Origin of the sequence: Paraburkholderia heleia NBRC 101817, assembly GCF_000739775.1 — a bacterium.
Classification (GTDB): domain Bacteria; phylum Pseudomonadota; class Gammaproteobacteria; order Burkholderiales; family Burkholderiaceae; genus Paraburkholderia; species Paraburkholderia heleia.
On sequence record NZ_BBJH01000039.1, the window covers coordinates 30,810 to 46,405 of the forward strand.

The 15,596-nt window shown below is 67.1% G+C and carries 17 protein-coding genes and 1 riboswitch; of the genes, 2 read left to right on the forward strand and 15 right to left on the reverse strand.

The genetic code is table 11. The features are described 5' to 3' along the window. Positions 1 to 78: 78 nt before the first annotated feature. From hisG to BHE01S_RS28075, 15 genes are all read right to left on the reverse strand, one after another. Positions 79 to 777 carry an ATP phosphoribosyltransferase gene (gene hisG, locus BHE01S_RS28005; protein ID WP_042269659.1) on the reverse strand — a complete coding sequence of 233 codons (699 nt, stop codon included), beginning with the start codon at positions 775 to 777 and terminating at the stop codon, positions 79 to 81. Beyond that, on the reverse strand, positions 774 to 2,036 hold the full coding sequence (gene murA, locus BHE01S_RS28010; RefSeq protein ID WP_042269661.1) for a UDP-N-acetylglucosamine 1-carboxyvinyltransferase: 1,263 nt from the start codon (positions 2,034 to 2,036) through the stop codon (positions 774 to 776). Before murA ends, hisG begins: the two co-directional genes overlap by 4 nt. Before the next feature lie 108 nt (positions 2,037 to 2,144). Further along, on the reverse strand, positions 2,145 to 2,384 hold the full coding sequence (locus tag BHE01S_RS28015; RefSeq protein WP_028206568.1) for a BolA family protein: 240 nt from the start codon (positions 2,382 to 2,384) through the stop codon (positions 2,145 to 2,147). A 27-nt stretch (positions 2,385 to 2,411) separates the two neighbouring features. Next, a complete protein-coding gene (locus BHE01S_RS28020; protein WP_042269663.1) occupies positions 2,412 to 3,167 on the reverse strand; it encodes an ABC transporter permease in 756 nt (251 codons plus the stop codon). Further along, entirely contained in the window at positions 3,164 to 4,090 is a 927-nt protein-coding gene (locus BHE01S_RS28025) for an ABC transporter ATP-binding protein (protein WP_042269665.1), read from the reverse strand. Before BHE01S_RS28025 ends, BHE01S_RS28020 begins: the two co-directional genes overlap by 4 nt. Positions 4,091 to 4,368: 278 nt before the next feature. Beyond that, entirely contained in the window at positions 4,369 to 4,641 is a 273-nt protein-coding gene (locus tag BHE01S_RS28030; RefSeq protein WP_042269666.1) for an STAS domain-containing protein, read from the reverse strand. Beyond that, positions 4,638 to 5,270 carry an MlaC/ttg2D family ABC transporter substrate-binding protein gene (locus tag BHE01S_RS28035; RefSeq protein ID WP_042269668.1) on the reverse strand — a complete coding sequence of 211 codons (633 nt, stop codon included), beginning with the start codon at positions 5,268 to 5,270 and terminating at the stop codon, positions 4,638 to 4,640. The genes BHE01S_RS28030 and BHE01S_RS28035 overlap by 4 nt, the downstream gene beginning before the upstream one ends. Positions 5,271 to 5,446: 176 nt before the next feature. After that, on the reverse strand, positions 5,447 to 6,457 hold the full coding sequence (locus tag BHE01S_RS28040; RefSeq protein ID WP_042269670.1) for an MlaA family lipoprotein: 1,011 nt from the start codon (positions 6,455 to 6,457) through the stop codon (positions 5,447 to 5,449). A gap of 14 nt (positions 6,458 to 6,471) precedes the next feature. After that, positions 6,472 to 7,017, reverse strand: coding sequence for an outer membrane lipid asymmetry maintenance protein MlaD (gene mlaD / locus BHE01S_RS28045; protein ID WP_042269766.1), 546 nt, complete (start codon positions 7,015 to 7,017; stop codon positions 6,472 to 6,474). Positions 7,018 to 7,103: 86 nt separating this feature from the next. Next, on the reverse strand, positions 7,104 to 7,880 hold the full coding sequence (mlaE, locus tag BHE01S_RS28050; protein ID WP_042269672.1) for a lipid asymmetry maintenance ABC transporter permease subunit MlaE: 777 nt from the start codon (positions 7,878 to 7,880) through the stop codon (positions 7,104 to 7,106). After that, the gene (locus BHE01S_RS28055; RefSeq protein ID WP_042269674.1) at positions 7,877 to 8,698 is read right to left on the reverse strand and encodes an ABC transporter ATP-binding protein; all 822 of its coding nucleotides are present in this window, start codon (positions 8,696 to 8,698) and stop codon (positions 7,877 to 7,879) included. Before BHE01S_RS28055 ends, mlaE begins: the two co-directional genes overlap by 4 nt. 169 nt (positions 8,699 to 8,867) lie before the next feature. Continuing rightward, positions 8,868 to 9,980, reverse strand: a complete 1,113-nt coding sequence (gene thiE, locus BHE01S_RS37195) for a thiamine phosphate synthase (protein ID WP_084069318.1) — start codon at positions 9,978 to 9,980, stop codon at positions 8,868 to 8,870. Beyond that, entirely contained in the window at positions 9,977 to 10,792 is an 816-nt protein-coding gene (locus BHE01S_RS28065; protein ID WP_042269676.1) for a thiazole synthase, read from the reverse strand. The genes thiE and BHE01S_RS28065 overlap by 4 nt, the downstream gene beginning before the upstream one ends. 89 nt (positions 10,793 to 10,881) lie before the next feature. Continuing rightward, entirely contained in the window at positions 10,882 to 11,079 is a 198-nt protein-coding gene (gene thiS / locus BHE01S_RS28070) for a sulfur carrier protein ThiS (protein ID WP_042269678.1), read from the reverse strand. A 42-nt stretch (positions 11,080 to 11,121) separates the two neighbouring features. Beyond that, positions 11,122 to 12,270, reverse strand: coding sequence for an FAD-dependent oxidoreductase (locus BHE01S_RS28075; protein WP_042269680.1), 1,149 nt, complete (start codon positions 12,268 to 12,270; stop codon positions 11,122 to 11,124). 259 nt (positions 12,271 to 12,529) lie between these two features. Next, a riboswitch (TPP riboswitch) is annotated at positions 12,530 to 12,644 on the reverse strand. Between the two features lie 303 nt (positions 12,645 to 12,947). Between BHE01S_RS28075 and BHE01S_RS28080 the strand changes: the two genes are divergently transcribed. Together BHE01S_RS28080 and BHE01S_RS28085 are read left to right on the forward strand one after the other, a co-directional pair. Next, positions 12,948 to 14,705: an ABC transporter ATP-binding protein/permease gene (locus BHE01S_RS28080; protein ID WP_042269682.1), complete on the forward strand. Its 1,758-nt coding sequence runs from the start codon at positions 12,948 to 12,950 to the stop codon at positions 14,703 to 14,705. After that, positions 14,702 to 15,469 (forward strand): SDR family NAD(P)-dependent oxidoreductase, encoded by a 768-nt coding sequence (locus BHE01S_RS28085; protein WP_042269684.1) that lies wholly within the window; start codon positions 14,702 to 14,704, stop codon positions 15,467 to 15,469. Before BHE01S_RS28080 ends, BHE01S_RS28085 begins: the two co-directional genes overlap by 4 nt. The last annotated feature ends 127 nt before the right edge of the window (positions 15,470 to 15,596 follow it).

Genomic DNA, 15,596 nt, shown 5'->3' on the forward strand with positions numbered 1-15,596 from the left:
GTTGTGCGCGCCGCGCCTTTTGAGATGCGTGGCGCGCGAGGCGGCGCGTCATTGCGCCTGCCCTTTGCTGCTGCTCCGTCAGCTCCCCTGCGTGCCGCGGGACGCGCGTTCGAACGCGTCGATGATGGGCCGCAGCGCGGCGCGCTTGAGCTTGAGCGCCGCCTGATTCACGACGAGGCGCGACGAGATCTCCATGATCTCTTCCACCTCGACCAGATTGTTCGCGCGCAGCGTGCCGCCCGTGCTGACGAGGTCGACGATCGCATCGGCGAGGCCAACGAGCGGCGCGAGCTCCATCGAGCCGTACAGCTTGATGAGGTCGACGTGCACGCCCTTGGCCGCGAAGTGCTGGCGCGCGGCTTCCGTGTACTTGGTCGCCACGCGCAGGCGCGCCCCCTGGCGCACCGCATTCGCGTAATCGAAGCCGCCCTTCACGGCCACCGAGAGACGGCAGCGCGCGATGTCGAGGTCGACCGGCTGATACAGGCCGCCGCCGCCGTGCTCGTTGAGCACGTCCTTGCCCGCCACGCCGAAGTCGGCCGCGCCGTACTCCACGTAGGTCGGCACGTCGGTCGCGCGCACGATGATTACGCGCAGGTTCGGGTCGGTGGTCGGCAGGATCAGCTTGCGCGAGGTTTCCGGGTCTTCGGTCACATGCACGCCAGCCGCGGCGAGGAGCGGCATCGTTTCCTCGAAGATGCGGCCCTTCGAGAGCGCAAGCGTGAGCGGCGCGCTGGCCGCGGCCGCCGGCGTGGGCCTGGACTCGACCGTGCTCATTGCGCGCTCCCCTTGATCCGCTTCACGTTCGCGCCGATCTTCGTGAGCTTCTCTTCCATGCGGTCGTAGCCGCGGTCGAGGTGATAGATGCGGTCGATCAGCGTTTCGCCTTCGGCGCACAGGCCCGCGATCACGAGGCTCGCCGAGGCGCGCAGGTCGGTTGCCATCACCTTCGCGCCAGAGAGCTTCTCGACGCCGGCGACGAGCGCCGTCTTGCCGTCGATCGTGATATGGGCGCCCAGGCGGTTCAGTTCCTGAACGTGCATGAAGCGGTTTTCGAAGATGTTTTCGACCACCTGCGAGGTGCCGTCCGCGATCGCGTTGAGCGCCATGAACTGCGCCTGCATGTCGGTCGGGAACGCGGGGTATTCGGAGGTGCGCACGTTCACGGCGCGCGCGCGCTCGTGCATGCGCACGCGCATCCAGTCGTCGCCCTCTTCGATCGTCACGCCCGCTTCGCGCAGCTTGTCGGTGACGGCGTCGAGAATATGCGGACGCACGTGGCGCAGCGTGACGTCGCCGCCTGCGGCCGCGACCGCGCACAGGAACGTGCCCGCTTCGATCCGGTCCGGAATGACGGTGTGATGCGCGCCGTGGAGCGTGTCCACGCCCTGAATGACGAGGCGGTCCGTGCCGATGCCTTCGATCTGCGCGCCCATCGCCACGAGCAGGTGTGCGAGGTCGCCCACCTCGGGCTCGCGCGCGGCGTTCTCGATCACGGTTTCGCCATCGGCCAGCACGGCGGCCATCAGCAGGTTCTCCGTGCCGGTGACCGTGATCATGTCGGTGACGATGCGCGCGCCCTTCAGGCGTTTGGCGCGCGCCTCGATGAAGCCGTGCTCGATGTTGATCTCGGCGCCCATCGCCTGCAGGCCCTTGATGTGCTGATCCACGGGGCGCGCGCCGATCGCGCAGCCGCCCGGCAGCGACACCTTCGCTTCGCCGAAGCGCGCGACGAGCGGCCCGAGCACGAGGATCGACGCGCGCATGGTCTTCACGAGCTCATACGGCGCGACGAGGTTGTTCACCTTCGAGGCGTCGAGCTGCACGCGCGCGCCGTGCTGCTCGGTGCGCACGCCCATCTGGCCAAGCAGCTTGAGCGTGGTGCGCACGTCCTGGAGGTCGGGCACGTTGTCGAGATGAACGGGTTGCGCGCTCAGAAGGCCTGCGCAGAGAATCGGCAGCGCCGCATTCTTTGCACCGGAAACAGCCACTTCCCCTGCGAGCTTCTGCCCGCCGACGATGACGAGTTTATCCATGCCTGAGGTTTCCTGATCGGTGCGGCCGGCTTGCGGGGTCGCTTGATGTTGAGCTGCGCCGCTCGCGGCGGCGTCTATGTCCTGGGTGATTCGCACTGGGATTCCAGATTATGCGTTCTGCCATTCGGCGGGCGTGAGCGTCTTCATGCTGAGCGCGTGGATTTCCTCGCGCATGCGGTCGCCGAGCGCCGCGTAGACGAGCTGATGGCGCTGGATCAAGCGCTTGCCGTCGAATGCTGAGGAGACGATCGTCGCGAAGAAGTGCTGGCCATCGCCTTCGACTTCGAGGTGCTCGCACGCGAGCCCTGCCGAGATGTACTGCTTGATCTGTTCCGGAGTCGGCAACATGAGTATGGCTCCTGCCTGATAGTGCGCTTAGTGACGCAGCTTGTACCCGCTCGCGAGCAAACGCATGGCGAGCGTGGCGAGCGCCACGAAAAACACGAAAACGATCGACAGGCTCACGAGCGGGTTGATGTCGGACAGGCCGAAGAACCCGAAGCGGAAGCCATCGATCATGTAAAAGAACGGATTGAGCCGCGACACTTCGCGCCACAGGGGCGGCAGCGTATGCGTCGAATAGAACACGCCCGAAAGGAACGTGAGCGGCATGATGAGAAAGTTCTGAAACGCCGCGAGCTGGTCGAACTTCTCCGCCCAGATCCCGGCGATCAGGCCGAGCGTGCCGAGGATCGCCGAGCCGAGCACCGCGAAAGCGAGGATGTAGAACGGCGCGGCGAAGCTCATCGGAATGAACCAGATCGTCACGACGAACACGCCCGCGCCGACGGCGAGGCCGCGCACGATCGAAGCGAGCACGTAGGCGCCGAACATCTCCCATGCGGCGAGCGGGGGCAGGAGCACGAAGACGAGATTGCCCGTGATCTTCGACTGGATCAACGACGACGAACTGTTCGCGAAGGCGTTCTGCAGCACGCTCATCATCACGAGGCCGGGAATCAGGAAGCTCGTGTACTCCACGCCCGGATACACCTCGACGTGGCCGCGCAGCGCGTGGCCGAAGATCGTGAGATAGAGCAGCGCGGTAATGACGGGCGCGAGTACGGTCTGGAAAGCGACCTTCCAGAAACGCAGCACTTCCTTGTAGAACAGCGTACGGAAACCGCTCATGCGAGACCCTCGACCACTTCAGGACCGTTCATCACCTGCACGAAGACATCCTCCAGATCGGCCTTGCGCACTTCCACTTCCTCGAGCTTGCAGCCATTCGCGCGGCACTTCGCGAGAATGCGCTCCACGTCGTCGTAGCTCGCGAGGCGCAGCAGATGCTGATGTACGCTGGCATTGGACGGATCGACTTCGAGCGCGCGCAGCTCGCCCGGCAGCACGCCTTCCGAAAAGCGCAGGAACAGCTGCGTGCCGGCGAAGCGCTGCAGCAGCGCACTCGTGCGCTCGAGCGCGACCATTTCGCCGCGCCGGAGCATGGCGATGCGGTCGCACAACTGCTCGGCTTCTTCGAGATAGTGCGTGGTGAGCACGATGGTGTGCCCTTCGCGGTTCAGGCGCGCGATGAACTTCCAGAGCGTCTGGCGCAGTTCCACGTCCACGCCGGCGGTGGGTTCGTCGAGCACGATCACGGGCGGCCGGTGCACGAGCGCTTGCGCCACGAGCACGCGGCGCTTCATGCCGCCGGAGAGCGCGCGCATGTTCACGTCGGCCTTCTCGGTGAGATCGAGATTGGCCATGACTTCGTCGATCCACGCGTCGTTATTGCGCAGACCGAAGTAGCCGGACTGGATGCGCAGCGTCTCGCGCACGGTGAAGAACGGATCGAACACCAGTTCCTGGGGCACGACGCCGAGGTTGCGGCGCGCGTTGCGGTAGTCGGCGACGACGTCGTGGCCGCGCACGGCGATCGAGCCCTCGTCCGCGCGCGCGAGGCCGGCAAGAATGCTGATGAGCGTCGTCTTGCCCGCGCCGTTCGGGCCGAGCAGCCCGAAGAACTCGCCGTCTTCGACCGTGAAGCTGACGCCCTTGAGCGCCTGAAGCGACTTGTAGCGCTTCTTGACGTTACGGATTTCTATGGCTGGCATGACTAATACGCCGCCCGTTTACGAACGGCGCGGCTCAAGAGTGCATCAATGCTGCGGGGAAGACCGGAATTGGGGACGGCTTGCGAGGCCGGCTTTGCTGTCTCAGTGCACGCTTTTCATCTAGCAAGCGATGCTTTTTGCGCCGAGGCAGCGCCCAAAAAACGGTTGATTATAGGCCAAGTCGGAGAGCACGGCCTGGCCTTGGAGGCGCAACGGCGTCGGCCCGGCTGTGCGGCGTTGTGCCGCTCGAACGCAATCGTTCGGCCAGGCGACGCGGGTCAATGTCGCTCGTTGAGAAGCGAATCGACGCCGTAGGCGCGCGCGAGAGAGGCGAGCGCGGGGGGCAAATTGAGCACGGCAAGCGGAGCGCCGCGCTCGCGCGCGGCACGCTGCCAGGCGATCAGCACGGCGAGCGCCGACGAATCGAACTGGGTGAGCGCCGCGCAGTCCACGGCGGTGGCGCCCGCCGAAATCTGCGCGAACCCGGCCGAGAGCGCGGCCTTTGCGCTCTCGTGGGTCAGGTTGGCGCCGGTGGCGAAACGTTCGCTCACGAGGTCGCCTTGCCCGATGCGAGTTGCTGGTTACGCTGCGTGAGGAACTGAATCAGGCCGTCCACGCCGCCTTGCTGGATCTTTTCCTGGAACTGCTGCTGGTACGCCTGGATGAGCCACGCGCCGAGCACGTTGATGTCATACACGCGCCAGCCTTGCGGCGTCTTGTAGAGGCGATAGTCGAGCTCGATCGGCTGGCCGCCGTTCATGACCGTCGAACGGACCACGACGTCGGTGTCGTCCGGGTTCGCGCGGAACGGCTTGTACTGGATCTGCTGGTCGCGCACCTGGGCGAGCGCGCCCGAGTAGGTGCGGATGAGCAGCGTCTTGAACTGCTCGATGACCTGTTGTTGCTGCTCCGGCGTGGCCGTGCGCCAGTTGCGGCCCATCGCGAGCTGCGTGGTGCGGCGGAAGTCGGTGTACGGCAGGATCTTTTCGTTTACGAGCTGCGTGATCTTGCTGATGTCGCCGGACTGGATGGACTTGTCACCCTTGATCTGGCTCATGACCTGCTGCGTGACCGTCTGGACCATCGCGTCGGGATTGCTGGTGTCTACCGTCTGGGCGAACGCACCGCCGGCAAACGAAAGAAACATGGCGAAAAACGGGTACAGAAGGAATTTTTTCATATCGAGTCCTGCTAGTTGGGGGACATCGCCCCGTTGGAGCCAACGATATCACGCGAGATCTATCTCGCTGTGTCGAAAACTGCCAGCAAAGTGCGACAAGCGTTTCTGCTTGTTACTCACACCTATATGTCAGACGAAAGCGCCGGCGAGGCCTTCACCACGCCGGAGCGCAACGCTCAGTGCAGCCGCAGCATGCTCGGGAAGCCGATGCGCGCGGGCGGGATCATCTGGTCGCCCGGTACGGTGGTTTCCGACGCGCCCATGGGCGCCGCGGCGCCAGCCGGGCCTTCCAGCGCGGCCGGAGCGGGGGTTGTTGCGCCGCTGGGGGTTGCGGGCACCGTGCTCGCCGCATTCGGCGTGGCCGCAGGCGCAGTGCCCGAAGCAGGCGCCGCCGCACCGGCAGCCGCCCCCGAAGCGGGCGCCGCCGCGCCCTCGTCGGTGTCGTCGTACTTCGGCAGCGGTGCGCCGTCGCCGTAATCCGGCAGGTTGCTGTCAGACGACGCGCGGCCGTCCGAAAGCAGGTAGCGACGGCGCTGCAGATAGGCGTTGCGGATGAACGAGTACTTGTCGATCGCCGCGCCTTCGAGCAGGTCGCTTGCGCCAAGCAGGTTGGCGCGCGTGCTCACCACGTTCAGGCCGTAAAGGCCCCACGACAGCGCGGCCGGATCCACATAGGTGAGCGGATTGATGAAGTAGTTGGGCACGAGGCCCACGCCGTCACGCACGGTGCTCGGGCCGAACAGCGGCAGCACGAGGTACGGGCCGGGCGGCACGCCATAGTGACCGAGCGTGAGGCCGAAGTCCTGGTTGTGCTTGGGCAGCTTCGCGAGCGTCGCGACGTCGAACAGGCCACCCACGCCGAAGACCGTGTTGATCACGATTCGCATGATGTCCTCGACACCATCGGTGATCTTCAGCTGCAGGAAGTTGTTCGCGGCGTTGTACACGTCGCCGATGTTCGCGAAGAAGTTCGTCACGCTGTCGCGCACGGGCTGCGGCGTCACCTTCACGTAGCCCTGCGCCACCGGCTTGAGCGCGTACGTGTCGACCTTGTCGTTGAACGTGTACACCGTGCGGTTGAAACCTTCCCATGGATCTTCCTTCGACGGCGTCTGCACCGTCGAACAGCCCCCGAGTGCAAGCGCTGCGACGCCAAGCGTAATGGCGCGCATGCGGATGGTCGTCATTCTTTTTCTCCTTCTTATTGAGCCGCCGAAGCAGCCGGTGCGGGCGCGGGTGCTGCGGCAGGCGCCGCATCCGTGCTCGCGCCGCTGGACGGCTTCGCGGCGCCCGAATCGGCCGCCTTGCTATAGAGGAACTGTCCGATCAGGTTCTCGAGCACGATGGCCGACTGCGTCATCGAAATGGTGTCGCCCGCCTTGAGCATTTCCGAATCGCCGCCCGGCTCGAGGCCGATGTACTGCTCACCGAGCAGGCCCGACGTCAGGATCTTCGCCGACGTATCCTTCGGAAACTGATACTGCTGGTCGATGTTGATCGTCACCAGCGCCTGATAGGTGTTGGAATCGAAGCCGATCGAAGCCACGCGGCCCACGGTCACGCCCGCGCTCTTCACCGGCGCGCGCGGCTTGAGGCCGCCGATATTGTCGAACTTGAGCTTCACCGGATAGGTGGACTGGAACGACAGCGAACTCATGTTGCCGGCCTTCAGCGCGAGAAACAGCAGCGCGATAAAGCCCAGCACCACAAACAGGCCGACCCAGAAGTCGAGAGCATTCTTTTTCATCGTCATCCCAATGAGAATCCGTTGCAGCAGCGCTCAGATACGCGCCGCGCGGCCGGGCCGCTGCCCGGCGTCTTTGGCTGAACCGTTTAGCTGAACATCAGCGCGGTGAGCAGGAAGTCGAGGCCGAGCACCGCGAGCGACGCGTACACGACCGTTTTGGTAGTCGCGCGCGACACGCCCTCGGGCGTGGGCTTCGCCTCGTAGCCCTGATAGAGCGCGGTGAACGTCACGGCGAAGCCGAACACGATGCTCTTCATCACGCCGTTGCCCACGTCGGCCCAGACGTCCACGCCGCCCTGCATTTGCGACCAGAAGGCGCCGGCGTCCACGCCGATCAGCAGCACGCCCACCACATAGCCACCCAGAATGCCGACCGCGCTGAAGATGGCCGCGAGGATCGGCATGGCCACCACGCCTGCCCACATGCGCGGCGCAACTACCACGCGCACCGGGTCCACCGCCATCATCTCCATGGCCGTGAGCTGCTCGCCCGCCTTCATGAGGCCGATCTCGGCCGTGAGCGAGGTGCCCGCGCGGCCCGCGAACAGCAGCGCGGTGACGACGGGCCCGAGCTCGCGCACGAGCGAGAGCGCGACCAGCAGTCCGAGCGCCTGCTCCGAGCCGTAGCGGTTGAGCGTGTAATACCCCTGCAGCCCGAGCACGAAGCCCACGAACAGGCCCGACACGGCAATGATCAACAGCGAATAATTGCCGACGAAGTGGATCTGCTTCGTGACAAGACGCGGCCGGCGCAGCAGCGGGAAGAATTCGAGGACGAGGCGCACGAAAAAGCGCGTGGCATGTCCCGCGCGCGCGATCGTTTCGAGCACGGTGCGCCCGATCGAACTGATGGCGCCGATCATGAGCGGCCTCCGCCAATGCCGAAGTCCGCTTCGAGCGGCAGGTTCGACGGGTAATGGAACCGGAACGGGCCGTCCGGCGCGCCGTCGATGAACTGGCGCACGATCGGGTCGGTCGAGGCGCGCAGCTCGTCGGGCGTGCCCTGCGCCTGCACCCGGCCGTTCGCCAGGAAGTACACGTAGTCGGCGATGGCGAATGACTCGGGCACGTCGTGCGTGACGAGGATCGAGGTTGCGCCGAGCACGTCGTTGAGCGTGCGGATGAGGTTCGCGGTGATGCCGAGCGAAATCGGGTCGAGACCCGCGAACGGCTCGTCGTACATCATGAGTTCGGGGTCGAGCGCGATGGCGCGCGCGAGCGCCACGCGCCGCGCCATGCCGCCGGAAATTTCCGAAGGCGCCAGGTCGCGCGCGCCACGCAGGCCGACGGCGTTGAGCTTCATGAGCACGAGGTCGCGGATCAGCGCTTCGGGCAGATCGGTGTGCTCGCGCAGGGCGAAGGCGACGTTCTCGAACACCGACATGTCGGTGAAGAGCGCGCCGAACTGGAAGAGCATGCCCATCTTGCGGCGCAGGGCATAGAGGCCATCGCGCGATTGCGCGCCGACGTCCTGGCCGCCGAACAGCACCTGGCCGCGCTGGGCGCGAACGAGGCCGCCGATCAGACGCAGCACTGTCGTTTTTCCGCCACCGGAGCCGCCCATGACTGCCACCACTTGACCGCGCGGAAAGCGCATGTTCAGGCCGGACAGGACGAGCCGGTCGCCGTAGCCGAAGTCGACGTCGCGCAGCTCCAGTAGGGTCTCAGAGGTTGAGGGCACGTGGCTGACAGTCCATTTACACGAAGGCGGGATTATAGGGCCATCGTGGAAAACCTGCCGTGACGCCCCTCGTCCCGTTGATGTAAGCCGCAAGCGCCCGCTGTGGCGGGTTGCGGCCCCCTCGGCCCCGGGTCGCGCACGCGGCGCAGCCCGAAGCCAGGGCGGACCATTATTGCGTAAACGCGTTGCGCAATGCAGCAACCGCAGCAACCGGGTCGGGCGCCTCGGTCACCGCGCGCACCACCGCCGCGCTGCCTGCGCCAGTCGCAAGGACCTCGGGCAGCACGTTGCCGTCGATGCCGCCGATCGCCACCATCGGCACGACGCCGTCCAGCAGCTTCACGTAGCGGGCGAGTCGCGCGAGGCCCTGGGGCGCCGTGGGCATCGCCTTGGTCGTGGTGGCGAAAACGGCGCCGCACGCGAGGTAGCTCGGACGGAAATGAAGCGCCGTGAGCATCTCGAAGTAGCCGTGCGTCGACAGGCCAAGACGCACGCCAGCCGCCGCGATCGCGCCGAGGTCGGCTTCGCGCAGGTCTTCCTGGCCGAGGTGCACGCCATAAGCGCCGGCCGCGACGGCCTCCTGCCAGTGATCGTTGATGAAAAGCTGCGCATCGTGCTTGCGGCCCGCCGCGACGCAGCGCTCGATTTCGTGCGTGAGCGCCGCGGACTTCGGCTGCTTGCTGCGCAACTGCACCGTCTTCACGCCGTAGTCGAGCACGCGCTCGACCCACTCGGCCGTGGGCAGCACCGGATACAGGCCAAGCTTCGCGGGACACGGCGCGAACGGCTGCGCGGGCGCGGCGGGCAGGCCCAGCACGCGCGGAAAGCGCCTGATGTCGACGGGCCAGGCGTCGGCCTGCTGCTCGTCGCCGTCGCGCCAGGCGAGCGCGAGCACGAGCGCGTCGTGCGGGTCGAAGCCGCAGTCGAGGAACGCCGCCAGCGCCGGGATCCAGTCTTCCGCCAACTCGCCTTCGAGCGCGTAACGCTCGCCGCCCAGATGCAGCGTGGCGCGCGCCGCCTTCGGGTTTTCGCCCGCGGCTTCGATCACGCCCGCGCCGTCGGTCATCCAGCGCGCGATGCTGGCCAGATGCGGCGCCGCATCGGTCACGATGATCAGATCGCCGCCGTTGGGCGCGTCGGGCGGCGTGAGACAAATGCGCCACGGCGCATGCGTGGGCTGCCAGTCGCCCAGGCGCGCGCGGATGCGCTCCGCCGTTTCGGTGAGTTCGTCCGCGGGCGGCCAGAACAGTTCGCGGCCCTGCAATCGCAGCGTCTCAGTCATCGCTTGTCTCCATCCTGGTGCCAGAACGGCATGCCGACCACGGGCGTACTCGCCACCGCCGCTTCGCGCTCGGCCATCGGTCCGGCGAGATACGCGGCGCGCCCCGCCTCGACGCCCAGCGCGAACGCGCGCGCCATCGCCTCGGGGTGCGTGGCCTGCGAAACGGCCGTGTTGAGCAGCACGCCGTCGAAGCCCCACTCCATCACCTGGCACGCGTGCGAAGGCACGCCGAGGCCCGCATCGACGATGAGCGGCACATCGGGCAGGCGCTCGCGCAGCACGCGCAAGCCGTAGGGGTTGATCACGCCCTTGCCGGTGCCGATCGGCGCGCCCCACGGCATGAGCGCCTCGCAACCGGCGTCGAGCAGACGCCGCCCGATCACGAGATCCTCGGTGCAATACGGCAGCACCTTGAAGCCATCCTTCACGAGACGCGACGCGGCCTCGATCAGGCCGACCGGGTCGGGCTGCAGCGTGTAGTCGTCGCCGATCAGCTCGAGCTTGATCCAGTCGGTTTCGAAGACTTCGCGCGCCATGTGCGCCGTCGTCACCGCCTCGTTGACGGTGAGGCAGCCGGCCGTGTTCGGCAGGAGCGGCACGCCGTGGCGCTTGAGCAGGTCGAAGAAGCCGGCCTCGGCGGTGCCGTCGTTCATCTGGCGGCGCAGTGCGACGGTGATCATGCCGGGGCGCGCGGCGGCCATCGAATCGGCGAGCGACTGCAGCGACGGATAGCGCGACGTGCCGAGCAGCACGCGGCTCGCGAAGGTTTCGCCGTAGAGCGTGAGCGCGTCGGCGTTGGATGGGGCGGTCATGGGTTGCAATCCTTGGCGGTGTCGTGAAAGCGCTCGCTACCTGTGCAATAAGCGGCGACGCGCGGCCAGCAGCTTGGGGCGAGCGAAGCTCAGCCGCCGGCCACCGGGCTCACGACGTCGAGGCGGTCGCCCGCCTGGAGCGAGCGCGCGTCATGCTGGGTGCGCGCCACGAAATCGCCGTTCAGGGCCACGGCGAACGGCGGGCGCGCGCCGAATGCGGCGAGCGCATCGGCGACAGTCGCGCCCTCGGGCAGCGTGATCGGCTTCTGGTTGATATGAATGTCCATGGCAAATACGTTCTCGAACTGCGGATTGTTTCTGGTGAGGCTTCAGGCCGGCTCGTGCGCGCCCTGCGCGTGCAGCATGCCGCCCCAGCGCGACGCGCGGCGCAGCGACTCGAAGGAATCGGCATCGCTCACACGGGCGTCGAGGAGCGCCTGGGCGAAGCGCGCGGCTTCGTCGGCGACTTCCGGCGCGATCATGAAGCCGTGCCGATAGAGGCCGTTCACGCGCAGCGTGGTCTTGCCGTCCCAAATGAGCGCCGGGCGATGGTCGGGCAGCGTCGGGCGGCACTGCGTGTTCAACTCGAGGATGCGCGCCTCGCCGAACGCCGGATGCACCGCAAACGCCGCGCTCAGCAGTTCGAGCGCCGAGCGCACGCTCACGGGCGAACGGTCCTCGCCTTCGATCTCGGTCGCGCCGATCACGAAGACATCGTGTTCCTTGGGCGCGATATAGAGCGGATAGCGCGGATGCAGCAGCCGCACCGGGCGCGTGAGCGTGATGCCCGGCGCATGCACGCGCGCGACTTCGCCGCGAATGCCGCGCAACCCCGGCAGCGCGGGTTTGGCGCCCAGCCCGCGGCAGTCGATCGTCACGCGCGCGGGCGGCAGATTGGCCTCGTCGACCGTGGTGTGCCAGTGAGTTTCCACGCCGCGCGCGGCGAGCCCCGCCGCCAGCGCGGCCAAGGCCTGGCGATTGTCGAGCTGGCCCTCGCCTTCGAGCAGCCAGCCGCGCGCGAAGCGCCCGGCGAGCGCCGGTTCGGCCGCGTCGAGCTGGGCACCGGCGAGCGCAACGAAGTTCGCATCGGCGAGAGAACGCGGCGCGTTGGCGCGCACGCGGCGCTCGAAGAGCGGCGCTTCGGTGCGATCTGCGGTATGCCAGACGACGAGCGTGCCGTTGCGCTGGAAGAACACGGGCTCCGGCAACTCGGCCAGAATGCGCGGCCAGGATTCAAGCGAGGCGACGCCAAGCTCGGTAATCAGCAGTTCGGCGACGGCGGCCTCCGCGAGCGGCGCGAGCATGGCCGCCGCGACCCAGGCCGCAGCCTCGCCGCCTTCGGGGCCGCCGCGCTCGTAAAGCGCGACGCGATGGCCCTCGCCGGCCAGACGCCACGCGACGAGCCGGCCGCTCAGGCCGCCGCCGAGCACGACGAAGTCGGGCACGCCGCCCAAACTGGGGTTACGGGCGGGGCTCATGACGACACTCCGTCACGCAAGGCGAACGCGACAAGAAACGCGACAAGAATCGGGGAACAAAGAGAATAGGCGGTCATCGTATCCTTTCCGTACGGCAGCAGCAGACGTACCCAAGGACGAAACCGGCTGGCAAGGCCGACCGTGGAGGCTATGCGGCGCAGACGGCCCATACGTCCCGATAAGGAATTCGTACGAACCCATGCGCCCAAAGCGCAGCCCGGCGGGAATCCTGGCGCCCCTGCAAAGGCTGGGCGCCGGCCAAGACTTTCTGGAAACTTCCCGCGCCGGTATTACCCGGATCGGGTGCGAAGGGTCTCTCTCAGCCTCACTGGCGGCATGCCCGGCATACCGGTGAAGCACCCCTGTTTCGTCAGGGTCGATTAGACCACAAAACGCGCGCGGCCCGCAAACCTCGGCGGAACCGGGGGGCCTCGTCTGGCACAATGCCCGGAACCCGCCGCTTTCGCCTCGCAAGCCCGCGCGGTGAGACAATGGGCGCCACGCTACGGCGGCGCCGGCGTGCGCTTTTGTCTCCACGCCTTGCGCCGGGTTTGACTGCACCTGCAACCCATTAAGACTCACTTAAGCGCCCGGCGACAGAATCGCTGCAAAAATCGCTGCCGCCGTGCGGCGCACGGCGCTCGCCCCCAGCGGGCCGCCACACCTTCAGGACCCACATGACCAACCAACCTGCCCGCGCCACGCCCGATCAGAACGAGCACCAGAAGATCACCGCGTGGAGCCTGATCAAGCCCTACTGGGTCTCCGAGGAACGATGGATCGCCTGGGGCCTGCTCGTCGCGATCATCGTGATGAACCTGCTCGTCGTGTGGATCAACGTGCGCCTGAACGGCTGGAGCGCGGAGTTCTACAACGCGTTGCAGGCCAAGGACGTCAAGCGCTTCCCGGCGCTGCTGATGACCTTCACTGAACTGGCGTTCGGCTTCATCATCCTCGCGGTGTATGGCCGCTATCTGCGCCAGATGCTCGGCTTTCGCTGGCGTCAGTGGCTCACTACCCGGTTCCTGAACGAGTGGCTCGGCAAGGGCGCGTTCTACCGCATCGAGCGCGACCGCCTCGCCGACAACCCCGACCAGCGGATCAGCGACGACCTCCAGTCGTTCGCCACGACCACGCTCTCGCTCACGCTCGACCTGCTCTCCACGGTCGTCACGCTCGTCTCGTTCGTCACGATCCTGTGGACGCTCGCGGGCGCGCTCACCGTCACGCTGGGCGGCCAACCGCTCGCGATTCCGGGCTACATGGTCTGGGCCGCCGCGCTCTATGCCGTGTTCGGCTCGCTCGTGATCCAGAAGGTCGGCCACCCGCTCGTGTCGATCAACTATCAGCAACAAAAGGTGGAAGCGGACTTCCGCTTCGGACTCATCCGCCTGCGCGAAAACGCCGAGCAGATCGCCCTCTACGACGGCATGGACACCGAGCGCGGCAACGCGCAAGGCCTCTTCGCGCACATCAAGGACAACTGGTGGCGCGTGATGAAGTACACGAAGCGCCTCACCTTCGTGCTGAGCTTCTACGGCCAGATCGCCATCATCTTCCCGCTCGTGGTGGCGGCGCCGCGCTACTTCGCGGGCGCCTTCACGTTCGGCGTGCTGATGCAGATCTCGCAGGCGTTCGGTACCGTGAGCGACTCGTTCTCGTGGTTCATCAACAGTTACTCCACGCTGGTCGAATGGCGCGCCACCGTGAATCGTCTGCGCGAATTCGTGCGTGTGGTGCACTCGCCGCGCCTGAAGGAATCGGTCTCGCCCGCCACCGAGCACGGCGGCATCAATCTGCACTTCATCGACAACAACGAGCTGGCCACCGAGCATCTCAAGCTCTCGCTGCCCAACGGCATGCCGCTCTCGGAAGTGCGCGACATCGCCATCAAGCCGGGCTCGCGCTGGCTCGTGCGCGGGCCTTCGGGCGCGGGCAAGAGCACGCTGATGCGCGCGCTCGCGGGCCTCTGGCCGTTCGGCGAAGGTTCGATCGACGCGCCTGTGGATGCGCGCATGATGTTCATCCCGCAGCAGAGCTATCTGCCCATCGGCACGCTCAAGGCGGCGCTCACCTACCCCTCGCCCGCCGACGACTACAGCGACGATGACTGCCGCGAAGCGCTGCGCGCGTGCCGCCTCGAAGAGTACGTGGATCGTCTCGCCGAATCGGCACACTGGTCGCGCGTGCTCTCGCCGGGCGAGCAGCAACGCCTTGCGGGCGCGCGCGTGCTGCTGCACAAACCCGACTATCTGTTCCTCGACGAAGCGACGAGCGCGCTCGACCCCGACAACGAAAGCCGTCTCTACAAGCTGTTCATGGAGCGCCTGCCCAAGGCGGCGATCGTGAGCGTCGCGCACCGCGAGTCGCTTGCGGCCTACCATCACGAAACGCTCGAGATCGAGCGCATGCCCGAAGAGCGGGTTGCTGCGTGAGCGCAAGCGCGGTGCGCGTCGTGCTGGTCACGGGCGCGGGCTCGGGGATCGGCGCGGCGCTCGCGCGTCGCATCGCGGCGCCCGGCGTGGCGTTGATGCTGCACGCGCGCGGCGCGGACGAAGCGGCGCGCGCCCGGCTCGCCGCCGTTACCGCCGAATGCGAACGGCGCGGCTCGACCTGCGCCGTCGCGTACGGCAATCTCGCGCAGGCCGGCGAGGCGGGCGCCCTCGTGGACGCCACGCTCGCGCACTTCGGCGCACTCGACCAGCTCGTGGCCAACGCCGGGCATGCGCAGCGCCAGACGCTCGCCGCGCTCGACGCCGCGTCGCTCGAAGGCGCATTCGCCGCCATGCCCGCCGCGTTCGCCGCGCTCGTGCAACGCGCGCAACCGGCGCTGGAGCGCTCGGCGCGCGCCCGCGTGGTCGCGCTGAGTTCATTCGTTGCACACCGCTACCGCGCCGGCGCGCCGTTCGCAGCCACGGCCGCCGCGAAGGCCGCGCTCGAATCGCTGGCGAAAACCGCCGCGGCGGAGCTGGCGCCGCATGGCGTGACCGTGAACTGCGTCGCGCCCGGCTATACGCGCAAGGACAAGGGCCCCACGCCGGAAAACGCGCCGGTGTGGGAGCGTGCGGCGCAGGAAACGCCGCTCGGCCGCGTGGCGGATCCCGCGGATATCGCCGAACTCATCGCCTTCCTGCTCTCGGACGCCGCGCGCCACATCACCGGCCAGGTGATTCATGTCGATGGCGGGCTCACGCTTTAACGCCGTGCGGTTGCTACCGGGCGCCATCGATCGCTCGCTATCGAACTAAACGCCGGAATACAACGATAGCGGGCGCCCCAAATTGTCCCTCGCCTCGGCGCGGTTTCGCGCCGTAAAATACCCCTCC

What these genes read in the sequence shown, in the direction of transcription:
- murA (WP_042269661.1), bottom strand. Translation starts at nt 2,036, where the DNA reads ATGGATAAACTCGTCATCGTCGGCGGGCAGAAGCTCGCAGGGGAAGTG.
- BHE01S_RS28080 (WP_042269682.1), top strand. Translation starts at nt 12,948, where the DNA reads ATGACCAACCAACCTGCCCGCGCCACGCCCGATCAGAACGAGCACCAG.
- BHE01S_RS28015 (WP_028206568.1), bottom strand. Translation starts at nt 2,384, where the DNA reads ATGTTGCCGACTCCGGAACAGATCAAGCAGTACATCTCGGCAGGGCTC.
- BHE01S_RS28020 (WP_042269663.1), bottom strand. Translation starts at nt 3,167, where the DNA reads ATGAGCGGTTTCCGTACGCTGTTCTACAAGGAAGTGCTGCGTTTCTGG.
- BHE01S_RS28035 (WP_042269668.1), bottom strand. Translation starts at nt 5,270, where the DNA reads ATGAAAAAATTCCTTCTGTACCCGTTTTTCGCCATGTTTCTTTCGTTT.
- BHE01S_RS28075 (WP_042269680.1), bottom strand. Translation starts at nt 12,270, where the DNA reads ATGAGCCCCGCCCGTAACCCCAGTTTGGGCGGCGTGCCCGACTTCGTC.
- thiE (WP_084069318.1), bottom strand. Translation starts at nt 9,980, where the DNA reads ATGACTGAGACGCTGCGATTGCAGGGCCGCGAACTGTTCTGGCCGCCC.
- BHE01S_RS28025 (WP_042269665.1), bottom strand. Translation starts at nt 4,090, where the DNA reads ATGCCAGCCATAGAAATCCGTAACGTCAAGAAGCGCTACAAGTCGCTT.
- mlaD (WP_042269766.1), bottom strand. Translation starts at nt 7,017, where the DNA reads ATGAAAAAGAATGCTCTCGACTTCTGGGTCGGCCTGTTTGTGGTGCTG.
- thiS (WP_042269678.1), bottom strand. Translation starts at nt 11,079, where the DNA reads ATGGACATTCATATCAACCAGAAGCCGATCACGCTGCCCGAGGGCGCG.
- mlaE (WP_042269672.1), bottom strand. Translation starts at nt 7,880, where the DNA reads ATGATCGGCGCCATCAGTTCGATCGGGCGCACCGTGCTCGAAACGATC.
- BHE01S_RS28040 (WP_042269670.1), bottom strand. Translation starts at nt 6,457, where the DNA reads ATGACGACCATCCGCATGCGCGCCATTACGCTTGGCGTCGCAGCGCTT.
- hisG (WP_042269659.1), bottom strand. Translation starts at nt 777, where the DNA reads ATGAGCACGGTCGAGTCCAGGCCCACGCCGGCGGCCGCGGCCAGCGCG.
- BHE01S_RS28065 (WP_042269676.1), bottom strand. Translation starts at nt 10,792, where the DNA reads ATGACCGCCCCATCCAACGCCGACGCGCTCACGCTCTACGGCGAAACC.